The following is a 12125-nucleotide window of genomic DNA, read 5'->3' on the forward strand; positions in this document are numbered from 1 at the left end:
TCCTATGACAATCAAAGGTAGAGCGAACTTTGGAAATGACATTTTCTTCAATAGGTTTCCATTATCTATAAATATAGTGAGACACCTACCTAAAATTTCTGAGAAGAGGGTCCAACCAATGACTCCAGAGAGAAGATATATAGGGTACGCGTACTGAGTCGCAACCTCTGGCAACTTTGCAGTCATGATTTGTGAAAGGATTAGTGCATACACAAGCACCATCGCCAAAGGATTAAGGACCATCCATAGGCCACCTACTTTGCTTCTAGCAAACCTAGAGCGAAACTCAGTGCGAATAGACGATAGGATAAAGTACCTATATGCCCACAAAGGGAGAAGAATATTTTTCATTATATAACTGAAACTCTATAAGTGATAAAAGTAACAGAGCCAAAGTACCATATTGGAAAGTTCGATAGCTCCGAGTAATTTATCAGTGATATTAGGATCTTAAGATATTAAGAATTGCTTCTGTCTGTTGATTCATTAGTGCTTCATCAGAACGCGATTCTACATTTAAGCGAACAACCGGCTCAGTATTTGAAGAACGCAAATTAAAGCGCCAGTCATCAAATTCCAAGCTAATGCCATCTATCTCATTAAAGACGAGCTCAGAGCCTTTGTATGCGCCTAAAACTCGGTTAATTGCTTCTTTAGGGTTAGCAAGCTTCGAGTTGATTTCACCAGATGAAGGATAGGCAGCGATACGTTCTTTCACAGTTTCTGATAGCTTCATACCTTTAACTGAAAGGAGCTCTGTAACCAACAACCAAGGGATCATCCCTGAATCACAATAAGCAAAATCGCGGAAGTAATGATGAGCACTCATTTCTCCGCCATAAATGGCATCCTCTTTACGCATACGCTCTTTAATAAATGCGTGTCCAGTTTTAGACATAACGGGAACACCACCCGCTTTGGTAACCACATCAATAGTGTTCCAAGATAAGCGTGGATCATGAATAATTTTAGCGCCTTTTTCTTTTTGTAAGAAAGCTTCTGCGAGTAAGCCTACGATGTAGTAACCTTCAATAAAGTCACCATTTTCATCAAATAGGAAACAACGGTCAAAATCACCGTCAAAGGCGATGCCCATGTCAGCGTTATTCTTTATCACTGCCTCACAAGTGTCTGCTCGGCACTCTGGCAATAGAGGGTTTGGAATACCATTTGGGAACTTACCATCTTCTTCGTGGTGAACCTTAATAATTTCTAGCGGGATATTCAGTTCAAAAAAACGTTTTTCCAGCTCATCAATCACGTGACCTGCAGCTCCGTTACCTGAATTGATAACCAGCTTCATTGGCTTTATATTTGTTGGTGTAATGTAACCCATTAAATGATCTACGTATTTTTGAAGTAAAGATACCTTTTTGTAGTTACCTTTTACTTCAACATCCACAAACTCATTCTTTTCAGCCAAAGCTTGAATTTCACGCAAACCAGTATCACCACTAATTGGTTTCGAACCTTCGCGAACCAATTTCATACCGTTGTAATCCATTGGGTTGTGACTCGCTGTAACTTCAATACCACCATCTACGCCAAGATAGAAAGTTGCAAAATAAATCTCTTCGGTACCTGTAACACCAATATCTACAACGTTAACACCAGCATCCATTAAGCCATTAGCTAGTGCTTGTTTTAGCTCTTCACTGGTTAAGCGCACATCACCACCGACAACGATTTTTTTTTCTTCAGCACTTTTATTTTTTAAAAATTGGCCGTAGGCACGGCCGATACGATAGGCGATGTCATTGTTAAGCTCTTCGCCTAACTGGCCACGTATATCATAGGCTTTAAAACATGTTAACTTATTCATTGCTTAATTTTCCTCTAAACGTACTACGTCATCTTCGTTTAGGTATGAACCTGATTGTATTTCAATAAGTTCCAAAGGCATTTTTCCGGGGTTCTCTACCATGTGGCTCACCCCCACAGGAATATAGATGGATTGATTTTCTGTGATAATCTGTTCGTCACCATTACTGCTCACTTTAGCCGTACCAGACACCACCACCCAATGCTCTGCTCGATGATAATGCATCTGGAGTGATTGCTTTTTACCCGGCTGAACAGTAATTCTGTTCACTTTGTAACGCTCACCACCGTCAATTGCATCTGACTTACCCCATGGACGGTACACTTCTCTATGGTCTCTATATTCTGCTCTATTTTCTGCTTTGAGATGCTCAACAATCTTTTTTACTTGTTGCACACTATCTTTGTGCGCAACCAACACCGCATCTTTCGTTTCAACGACGACAATATCTTTCACTCCAACTGAGGCAACCAATTTACTTGGCGCATAAATATAGCACCCTTCAGTATTTTCAGTAATCGCATCACCATGAATCACATTACCGGCACTATCTTTTTCTGATACATCCCAAAGCGCAGACCATGAACCGACATCACTCCAGCCTGCATCCATAGGCACCACGACAGCCTTGTCTGTACGTTCCATGACTGCATAGTCAACGGAGTCATCGGGGCATTTTAGAAATTCGTGCTTATCTACGCGAATAAAATCTAAATCTGCTGTTGTCTTGCTTGTCGCTTTCAAACAACAATCGTAGATTTCTGGTGAATGCTTTTTAAGTTCGTTTAAAAAGACGCTTGCTTTGAACATAAAGCAGCCGCTATTCCAATAATATTCACCACTGGCAACATATTTTTCTGCCAAATCTGCTCTAGGCTTCTCTACAAATTGGTCGACCATATATGCAGATTCGTCTTCCTTTTTTCCTCTTTTAATATATCCATAGCCTGTTTCCGGGGCGGTTGGAACAATACCAAAAGTTGCTAATTTGTCCTGCTTTGCAATTGTATGTGCATCGCGGATTGACGTTTGAAAAGCAGGAACATTTTGCACTATATGATCAGCCGCTAAAACTAATAGAATTGGGTCTTCCCCATGCTTGATTGCTTGCATAGCGGCTAATGCAATGGCCGGAGCCGTATTCCTTCCTGCTGGCTCTAAAATGATACTCGCTTTCTGTCCAAACGTGCGAAGCTGTTCAGCTACAACAAAACGATGATCTTCGTTAGAAATGATAATAGCTTCTGACGCGGACATACCGTTAATACGGTCTAGCGTAGACTGTAACATTGTCAAAGAGTTATGATTACCTAATGCCAAAAACTGTTTCGGAAATGCTGAACGAGAAAGCGGCCACAAACGAGAACCCGAACCTCCAGCCATAATGACAGGTATGAACATTTATTTAACCTATTGATTTATTTATATAAAGAAAAAGAAAACTCACTAACATCCGTATTGTGGGGACTTGTTCTCACAATTCGCAGTAGCTTTTACTCTAAACCTAACTATACAAGCAACCGACATTATATTTTCAGTATCTGGACCACTTAACTCGTAGTGATCTAAATCTACTTTCAAAAAACACATTGAGAAGACTGGCCTAGAGCCTTTAATACGGTGTTCTGATGTGCTCGGTTACAAACTTCACTGTATTTCAACAACGCTACCGCCATGAGGTGTCGCTCCCCCTGTGCGCATASCTAGATTGTATRTGGCCGCGCAAGGCGCAYRGCCGGTAAATTTTAAYGGGCTTTGAGTTTACCTGCTAATTTTTGCAGGCAAAAGACCGAGCGCCAAAAAGTCGACATTGCGCAAGCGGTGTGGCGRTTTTTTGGGCGAAAGGGCCCTAGGGGATGGGAAAAAGCAGCTTCGCGTCTAGTTCCCGCTGGCTATCCGGTTCGCCATGAATCAAGTGGATTTGTTTTGGCGGCGGTTGGATGCCTTGYACRAAKTTRACCAGGTCRTTTTGRTCGGCGTGGGCGGAGTAACCGGARAKKGTRTGGATTTGGGCGTTRACSRTGACTGGCGWGTTGTCTATCCACACTTGTTKGTTGCCTTGCTGAATATCACGTCCGAGGGTGTGTTGGGCTTGRTAGCCGGCAAAAATYACATCGGTGCGTTTGTCTTCCAGCAAGGCGGCGAGRTARTTCATAATCCGTCCGCCTTGGCACATGCCGGAGGCGGCGACCACAATGGCCGGCTCGCCGCTTTGTTTTAGGCGGTTCACCAGTGCCATGTGCTGGCTGTGTTCATCAATGGTGATGCATTGCTCAAAGGCTAACGGATAGCGGTGTTGATTAAGCTTGGTTTTGGCCTCTTTGCTCCATAGCTTTTTAAACTGGCGATAGTGGCGCGTGACTTTTTGCGCCATGGGCGAGTCAAGAATGATAGGGAGCGCCTCATCAAGCTGCTTTTGGTGAATAAGCTGCTCAATATCAAACAACAGCTCTTGGGTGCGGCCGACACTGAATGCGGGGATCAAAATCGCGCCACCGTCTTCTAGTGAGCGTTGAATGATCGCCTCAAGCCGCTGGGCACGGTTGGCGACGGACTCATGGGTTTTATCGCCGTAGGTAGATTCTAAAAACAAAATATCGGCGCGGCTTGGCGGGATTGGATCAGGCAGCAGTGGCGTGTTACTGGGCCCTAAATCGCCGGAGAACACTACGCGCTGCTCGTCGGGCAGTTTTAATTCAACATAAGCTGACCCCAAAATATGCCCAGCCGGTTGCAAGCGCAAATAGGTCGCCGGCTGCCCTTTTTGCTTGGGCTTTAGCCGGTGCCAGCTGTTGTAAGACAGCGTCACGGTTAACTGGCGGATACGTTCGAGCACCTGCTGGCGATTGCCATAATGCATGTTGAGTTGCAGCTTTAAGGTGTCGTCAATCAATAGCGGCACCAGCTCCGCAGTGGCTTCAGTGCAATAAATAGGGCCGTTAAAGCCCGCCGCCAGTAGCCAAGGCAGCAAACCACAGTGATCGATATGGGCGTGAGTGAGGATCAGCGCATCAATGCGTTTGCCGTTGAGGTTCACCCTCGCCGCCCGCGCGTCATCGCCTTGGTATTGGCCGCAGTCAATTAATAAACGTAAGCCTGTCGGTTTAATGTCGACTTGGTGGCAAGAGCCAGTCACGGTTTGATAACCACCGTGGTGGGTGACGGTGAGGGTTTCATTGTTTATTGAGGTGTTGGGCATAATAACGTCCTTGTTGGGGGAAGCTCCTAGGGTACTAGGTCCTAGGGAAAGATTACGGAATACGGAAAGAGCGTAGAGCCTCAATGCGAGCACCGGCTGCTCTTTTCGGTATTCTGTGAGCGAAGCGCTCTGTATGCAAAAATCATGAATATCGCGTAGGTCGGTATAAGCGCCAGTGCGATGCCAATCATGAATACCTAAGCCGGCCGCGCGCCATCCGACATTAAGGTCAAAGTTGGCGCCGGTGTTAAAATTGGCGCTGATCGTGACAGGCGCCCGTTTACAATGTGCACCTGTCCATCATCTTACCGGGGCTTGTGTCACCGTCGCCAATGGCACCATCGTCGCTAATGGTATTTATGTACCTATCATCTTATCCATCATCTGTTCTATCAATGGGCTTGGGTGGCCGTTGTCGTCGGTGAGGAAATAGGTATGACCCCAATTTGGGTCGAAGTGGTCGTTAAAGGCGTCGCAGTCGGTTACCGTCACTTTATTCGCAGGAAGTGCGTCGAGGTTTTCGGGGCCGGTCATGCCTAATCGCCGGGTGACGGTGCGGTGGCGTACGTTGACCACTTTTGAGGCGGCCATGGCGATATCATCGGCGGCATAGTAAACGTGGACTTGTTTGGCGGCATCCAGCACTGCCCTGCCCGGTCGGTGTGGCTCTAGGGCTTGGTTATCAACATCGGCGGCCATCATAAAGATATGCCGAAACCATTGCGGCATAGTGTCGAGCCCGGCGTGTTGGTGCCAATGGGAAAAAGTGCTGATTAAGGTGCGATTGCCCATGGAGTGGGCAAGGACGTTCATGCGGCGTTTGCACGGGGTGGTTTGTTGCTCGGGGGCGCGGCGCCAGTCATCAAACATCGCCAGTAAGCGGCTAAATGCCAACCCTGACGCGGTGGCGGCGAGTTGATCGTCCCAATAGTCATCGATAGCATCGAGCCGGCCATCGTCGTCACAGGGCCAGATAATCGGCACCACCAGCATGGCGTTGGGGGCGAGGCGATCAAACTGGTGTTGTAAGGTCTGCGCCATTGGGAAGATGTTGCGCTCCATTTGGTTGTTATAACCATGGAGCAAAAAGAGGATTTGAGTATGCGCGGGTAAGGCTTTCAGTTTGGCCATAAACGGCGCCGCGGTGATCTCTTGGTATTCGCCCTGCCCGGCGCGCTGGCATAAATACACCCACTTTGAGATATCGGTATTTTGGTTATCAAAGCTTAGCCAACGGCCGGCCTCACTGGTCGGCCCTTGTTCAGGAATACGGCTGGTAATAAATAACATGGCATCATCCACCGGTTATGAATGTGCGGGGAAGGATAAGCGAGGTAGGTCGTTGAGTTGTATGGTGTTTGGAGGATTTTGCGAGGGAGGGAGCGGAAAAAGAGTAGGCTTCCTTATCTACTCTTTCTGATATGCATTTAACGCTGTCGTTTAATCGCTTGAATTAACGCATCGATACCCACCTCTACTTTAGATCGTGGACAACCGAGGTTCAGTCTCATGTGGTTTTTCCCTGCTTTTCCATACGTACTACCCGGCATGATAGCAACATGGAATGTTTCAATTAATGTCTTTTCAAGCGCTTTCATATCTAGATTCAATGGTGATAAATCGATCCACGCCAAATAAGTTGAATCTGGCACTTGATAAATGATTTCAGAGAAAGCGCTTTGCAATGTATCTCTTACGTACTCATGGTTGGCCAGCACGTAATCATTAAGCGCCGTTAGCCAAMGTTCACCTTCGTTATAAGCCGCCATCGTCCCAAGTACCGCCAATATTGACGGTGAAGATAAGCCGTCCACTTCCTTCAGCCTGTGCAAATATTGATTATGGCTTTTCTTATCAGCAATCAGTGCATAGGCTCCTGTCAATGCTGGGATATTGAAGGACTTTGACGCAGAAGTRACGACTGCCCAACGATGWTCACGCCCAATATCTACATAAGGGCGATGAGGTTTGAAGCAGATATCCATATGGATTTCGTCAGAAATCACGCTTACCTGGTATTTGTCACACAGATCWGCTATTTTTTGAAGCTCTTYTTGSCACCATACTCGCCCTGTCGGGTTGTGAGGACTACACAACAAAAGTACGGTGTTGTTYTCATCAGCTAGCTTCGCCTCAAAATCTGGCCAATCAATGTCAAATCGCCCTATCCGTTCGATTAATCGGCTACGGATACACTTTCTACCTTGTCCTGCAATCACTTTATCGAAGGCGTCATAAGCCGGCGTATGAAACACAATCCCTTGTCCGGGTAGACTCCATTGTTCAATCAGCTTGGAGACGATGTAAATAACTGATGGGCCATAGGCCAACCACTCTGTATCGATATCACAYTCGAAGCGCGTTTTATACCARTGGCGAATCGCTGATTTAAAGTCATCATGGTTCCARCGGCTATACCCTAATACTGGGTGCTCAAGACGCGTTTTCAATGCGTTGATAATCGGCTGTGGAATAGCAAAATCCATATCTGAAATCGTGAAAGGTAAAAGATCAGCTTGACCAAAYCTATCCGACACGTAGTCCCACTGTGTGCAGTATGTACCCTTGCGATCGATGGGTGTATCAAAGTCGACATCATAAAGCATAATAATGTTCCAAAATTGACGAACTACGGTGCAATGAATATGTAGCGATATTGCACCGTATTAGTTTTTTAACGTTTCTTGATTAACTCGCTGTCATCATGGCTTGAATTTCATTTTTCACCAGATGAACCTGGGTCCCTATCACGACTTGGAGGTTGTGTTGATCGAGCTTCACGACACCAAGCGCCCCATTTGCTTTTAGTTTGGCGTCGTCAACTAAACTCATATCGTTCACAGATAAACGAAGCCGAGTAATACAGTTATCTAATGCTGCAATATTCTCTTTACCACCGAGAGCTGCAAGCATAGACGCACCTTTACCTGATKCATTGACAACAGCGACTTCAAGTTCTTTGTCTATTTCGGCTGTATCAATATCACGTCCRGGKGTCTTTAAGTTGAATTTTGTAATAGCAAGTTTGAATACAAAATAGTAGACGACGAACCAAATACCTGCGACAAGCGGCACGAGATACCATTTAGTCGCGGTGCCTTGAAGAATGCCAAACACTAGAAAATCGATCAGATTGCCATCTGTRTTACCAATTGTGACATCGAGTAACCCCATGACCATAAAGCCTAAGCCCGTCAGAATGGCATGAACAAAGTAAAGAACTGGCGCAACGAATAAGAAAAGAAATTCTAGAGGCTCGGTGATGCCRCCAACAACGCATGCCACTACGCCCGARACAAGCAGCGCCTTGATYTTTGAACGACTCTCTGGTCGCGCGCAGTGATACATTGCAAGCGCGGCACCAGGTAGCCCACCGAGGAAAGTTGGCATTTTCCCTTGTGATAAAAACGCCGTCACTTCGGGAGTAWACGTAGTGGTATCAGCGCAAGATAACTCAGAGTAAAAKATATTAAGCGCACCAGATACCGTTTGGCCACACACTTCCATCGTGCCACCCGCTTCTGTAAATCGAATGAGCGCGACTAAAATGTGATGGAGRCCGATCGGCAGTAATAGACGTTCCCCGGTACCAAATAGCATCGGCCCAAAATCACCTGCGCCTTTAATGACATGGCCGATACCATTAATGCCAGCAGCAAAATAAGGCCATACAAAAGGAATAAGGACACCAACGACGCCGAGTACAAGCGCTGCAATAATAGGAACAAAGCGTGCACCGCCAAAAAAGGCTAGCGCATCTGGCATTTTAAAGGTGTAAAAACGCTGATGAAGCTTGGCCACGATTACACCAACAAGCACCGCCCCTAGGATACCCGTATCAATCGAGTCAATGCCTATAATGTTCTTTACACCATAGGMGAGGCGTTCCGATTCATCATCCAGCACACCGGCAACCGTGAGAAAAAAGTTAATTGCAAGGTTGAACGCTGCATAACCAACAAASCCTGCAAACCCTGCTACGCCTTTCTCCTCACGTGCTAACCCTAATGGAATCGCGATAGCGAACATGACTGGCAAGTAGATAAACGCCACAAGCCCTATTTTGGTCATCCACATAAACAGATACTGCAAAGGTGCAAAATCTAAAATGGGAATGGCGTCTTTGATCGCTGCGCTAGACAATGAGCTACCAACACCCAACAGGATCCCTGAAAATGCTAATAGCGCGACGGGTAACATGAAGGTCTTGCCAAGGCTCTGCAAGAACTCCCACATGGTCGATTTGTTATTGTTTTTAGACATAGTCCTTCTCCAGAACATGAGAACGTGTAGGGCTCATACCGATCACATTATGTGCGGATGACGTTTTTTARTCGTCTTAAATATACGCTGATAAAATTATGATAAAACGTTTTATCATTCKTTGTGTGATCGAGTTAAAGAACATATCAAAAAGCAGCTTAAACCTTTMAAAACTAAAAAAATGGCGTTAAAGTTGCTTGATAAAACGTTTTTTCAAACTGGTAAGTAATCCTATGTCCTCAAAAAAAGTGACGATCACAGACGTCGCTAGACACGCTGGCGTGTCCGTGACAACGGTATCCATGGTCTTGGGAAATAAAGGGCGGATCTCGCTTGGTATGATCGACAAGGTTAATCATGCAGTGGAAGAGCTCGGCTATATTCGTAATCGAGCGGCCGCCAACCTAAGGGCTAATGCCAGTGAAATTATTGGGCTTATTCTCAGAGATATCAGTGACCCATACTATGCCGAAATCGCGGCTGGGCTGAGTGAGGARCTAGAACAACAAGGATACATGTTGTTTCTTACTCAAAGCGGGGGAACCCAAGAGAAACTAGAACAGTGTGTATTGACGATGGCGCGTCAAAGTGTTGGTGGCATTGCATTTTGCCCTAACGATGAAAGCCAGCAGTTCAATCTCGAAAAGTTGACACAACACAACCTACCCATGGTGTGTATCTCACGMGCATCACATGATCGACAAATCGACCATGTTGGTCCTGACAATACCTATGCKGCAAAGTTRGCAACGGAACACCTTATTAAACAAGGGCACCGTAGGATCGCTTATGTAGGAGGAACAAGCGCGTCACTGTGTCGCGCAGARCGTATCGGTGGTTACTGTTCAACTTTAATGCAGTTTGGTTTACCTTTTAAACCAGAATGGGTTATTGAGTGTGGYAAAAGTCAAGCTACCGCCGCACAAACGATACAGCAATTATTATCAGCCCATCCACAAATTACCGCYATACTGTGCCATTACTCATCAACAGCGTTAGGCGCAGTATATGGGATACAYCGAACTGGCCGCTCGATCGGCAAAGATAAATTTATTGGTGAACAGGTATCCGTGATTGGTTTCGATGATGTCGAAGAAGCAGCTCTAACCGTACCCTCTCTGACTTTTATCAATTCCAATGCTCGTGAGATGGGAAAACAAGCAGCAAAGCGGTTGATCGATCAACTGAGACAAAAAGATAGAGAGCCTTGCAACTTAATTCTCCCTCCCAAGTTAATCATTCGTGACTCTGCTTAATCTTCTATCGTGTGTGATAAMGTCTTTTACTATATTGTCACCTCGCGACTGTGATAGATACGCTTTCTTTCACCTCGCCTAACTGGCACTATTTTAKCGACTCAACCAACAATAATGTTCCAACCACTATAATGTTTCAACYACTATRAYGTTTCAACCACTATGAACAACATCGTCGCAATTACCGCTTGTCCGACWGGTATCGCCCACACTTACATGGCGGCTGAGCAGCTTGAGAAAGCMGCCAAAAGTCTTGGTATTCAGATAAAGGTGGAAACCCARGGGGCAATGGGGATTGAAAATGCCTTATCACTCGATGAGATCATGAAAGCAGAGTGCGTGGTTATTGTCTCTGATATCGAGCTAGAAAAAGCAGAAAGGTTGAGTCACTCAACCATTGTTCGCCTTGCCATGGAAGACGTTCTCACGGATGCGAAAGCGGCGCTACAAACGCAACTTTCCCTATGACGGGCGCATTTGTTTGCTTTTCGGCGCCGCTGCAAGGTTTAGTCAGCTGGCAAATGAGCGAGTTGGCAAGGCTATGCTCACTGTTTAGTGGAAAAAGCACCTTTGTGAATGTCAGCAAAGACTGCACAGCTGCCACCACTGATACCTTATCCATGCTTGCCACGGGCACCCAGCCTAATGATATTTGCCTGCTTCTGATTGAGGGAGCAGATGCCGAGCTAATGTGCTTAGTGCTCGCTGAATACGTCAGTAAGCACTGGCATTTACTCAGCACCTCTGCCTTTACTGCTGCCGCAAACAATCCGTTAGACACGCCATCGCGCTTCGCGCATCCAAATCTGCGCGTTGAAGGGTTACACACCCAAGCGACACAGTGTGAATCGCTGTTTAGGGAGATCGTTGAACGCGTTGCGGAAAAAGACACATCAATGCAAGCTTATGCTGCTTTTATGGCGCGAGAAGCACATTCATCCACCTACCTTGGCGATCAGGTTGCACTCCCTCATATTATTGATAGCAGCGTCCCTCATCCCGCCATCATAGTGACTCGCTGTCAGCCAGCGATGACCTGGTTGAATCAAGAATCGGTTTCACTGTGTATTGCGATCGCGATCCCCTGCGACATCGAGCGTACAACACTACGCGCCATCAGCCGCCTGTCTCGCCGTTTGTCTTCATTCGCATTCCGGCGCTGGCTGATACACTGCAATGATATTCCTACCCAAGTTGCGATGCTAGATGCCGCGTTAGATCAGGATTGATGACTGAGCCGTTGATATTCAGAAGGAGTCTTGCCCGTTCTCGCTTTAAACACGCGGCAGAAATAGTTCACGTCATTGAACCCGCAGCGACAGGCAATATCGACTAATCGGAACTCATAACGCATCAACATAAATTTGGCTCGGTCAATGCGCACCCATACAATGTAATCTGCCAGTGTCATATGGCCATATTGTTTAAATAAACGTGACAGGTGGCTCGGGCTGATGTGGAAATGCGCGGCAATATCCGCACGCGAAAGGGCTTGCTGGTAATGCTCTTGAATGTAAATACAGATCCCCTGGTAGAGATCTTCCCCGCGAGAGTGGGCATTGAATATTGGTTTATCAACTAATTG

Annotated in this window: 11 protein-coding genes; 3 read left to right on the forward strand and 8 right to left on the reverse strand. The window is 46.1% G+C overall.

What is annotated here, in order from left to right; genetic code table 11:
• The 7 genes from BZG77_RS15255 to malX all read right to left on the reverse strand — a co-directional run.
• Nucleotides 1–351, reverse strand: a 351-nt coding sequence (locus BZG77_RS15255; protein ID WP_158011451.1) for an ABC transporter permease, incomplete at its 3' end; no start/stop codon positions are given.
• A 91-nt stretch (nt 352–442) separates the two neighbouring features.
• Nucleotides 443–1822 carry a phosphomannomutase CpsG gene (gene cpsG, locus BZG77_RS13545; RefSeq protein WP_077647614.1) on the reverse strand — a complete coding sequence of 460 codons (1380 nt, stop codon included), beginning with the start codon at nt 1820–1822 and terminating at the stop codon, nt 443–445.
• A 3-nt stretch (nt 1823–1825) separates the two neighbouring features.
• Nucleotides 1826–3223 (reverse strand): mannose-1-phosphate guanylyltransferase/mannose-6-phosphate isomerase, encoded by a 1398-nt coding sequence (locus BZG77_RS13550; protein WP_077647615.1) that lies wholly within the window; start codon nt 3221–3223, stop codon nt 1826–1828.
• Between the two features lie 448 nt (nt 3224–3671).
• Complete coding sequence (locus BZG77_RS13555; protein WP_077647616.1) at nt 3672–5021, reverse strand: MBL fold metallo-hydrolase RNA specificity domain-containing protein; 1350 nt, start codon at nt 5019–5021, stop codon at nt 3672–3674.
• 357 nt (nt 5022–5378) lie between these two features.
• A complete protein-coding gene (locus BZG77_RS13560) occupies nt 5379–6311 on the reverse strand; it encodes an alpha/beta hydrolase (RefSeq protein ID WP_077647617.1) in 933 nt (310 codons plus the stop codon).
• A gap of 137 nt (nt 6312–6448) precedes the next feature.
• The gene (locus BZG77_RS13565; protein WP_077647618.1) at nt 6449–7627 is read right to left on the reverse strand and encodes a MalY/PatB family protein; all 1179 of its coding nucleotides are present in this window, start codon (nt 7625–7627) and stop codon (nt 6449–6451) included.
• A gap of 82 nt (nt 7628–7709) precedes the next feature.
• Entirely contained in the window at nt 7710–9284 is a 1575-nt protein-coding gene (malX, locus tag BZG77_RS13570; RefSeq protein WP_077647619.1) for a maltose/glucose-specific PTS transporter subunit IIBC, read from the reverse strand.
• A 233-nt stretch (nt 9285–9517) separates the two neighbouring features.
• On the opposite strand from malX, the gene malI reads away from it, so the two are divergent.
• The 3 genes from malI to BZG77_RS13585 all read left to right on the forward strand — a co-directional run bounded on the left by malI (nt 9518) and on the right by BZG77_RS13585 (nt 11769).
• The gene (malI, locus tag BZG77_RS13575; protein WP_077647620.1) at nt 9518–10540 is read left to right on the forward strand and encodes a Mal regulon transcriptional regulator MalI; all 1023 of its coding nucleotides are present in this window, start codon (nt 9518–9520) and stop codon (nt 10538–10540) included.
• A 162-nt stretch (nt 10541–10702) separates the two neighbouring features.
• Nucleotides 10703–11008 (forward strand): PTS fructose transporter subunit IIB, encoded by a 306-nt coding sequence (locus BZG77_RS13580; protein WP_077460448.1) that lies wholly within the window; start codon nt 10703–10705, stop codon nt 11006–11008.
• Nucleotides 11005–11769, forward strand: a complete 765-nt coding sequence (locus tag BZG77_RS13585) for a PTS sugar transporter subunit IIA (protein ID WP_077647621.1) — start codon at nt 11005–11007, stop codon at nt 11767–11769. The genes BZG77_RS13580 and BZG77_RS13585 overlap by 4 nt, the downstream gene beginning before the upstream one ends.
• On the opposite strand, the gene BZG77_RS13590 is transcribed toward BZG77_RS13585, so the two are convergent.
• Nucleotides 11760–12125 (reverse strand): helix-turn-helix transcriptional regulator (locus BZG77_RS13590; RefSeq protein WP_131826161.1); only part of this gene is annotated, 366 nt, incomplete at its 5' end. The genes BZG77_RS13585 and BZG77_RS13590 overlap by 10 nt on opposite strands.

Source organism: Salinivibrio sp. IB643, from assembly GCF_001996105.1.
GTDB lineage: Bacteria > Pseudomonadota > Gammaproteobacteria > Enterobacterales > Vibrionaceae > Salinivibrio > Salinivibrio costicola.

Coding starts and splice junctions, on each gene's coding strand:
- cpsG (WP_077647614.1), bottom strand. CDS start 1,822: ATGAATAAGTTAACATGTTTTAAAGCCTATGATATACGTGGCCAGTTA.
- BZG77_RS13550 (WP_077647615.1), bottom strand. CDS start 3,223: ATGTTCATACCTGTCATTATGGCTGGAGGTTCGGGTTCTCGTTTGTGG.
- BZG77_RS13560 (WP_077647617.1), bottom strand. CDS start 6,311: ATGTTATTTATTACCAGCCGTATTCCTGAACAAGGGCCGACCAGTGAG.
- BZG77_RS13585 (WP_077647621.1), top strand. CDS start 11,005: ATGACGGGCGCATTTGTTTGCTTTTCGGCGCCGCTGCAAGGTTTAGTC.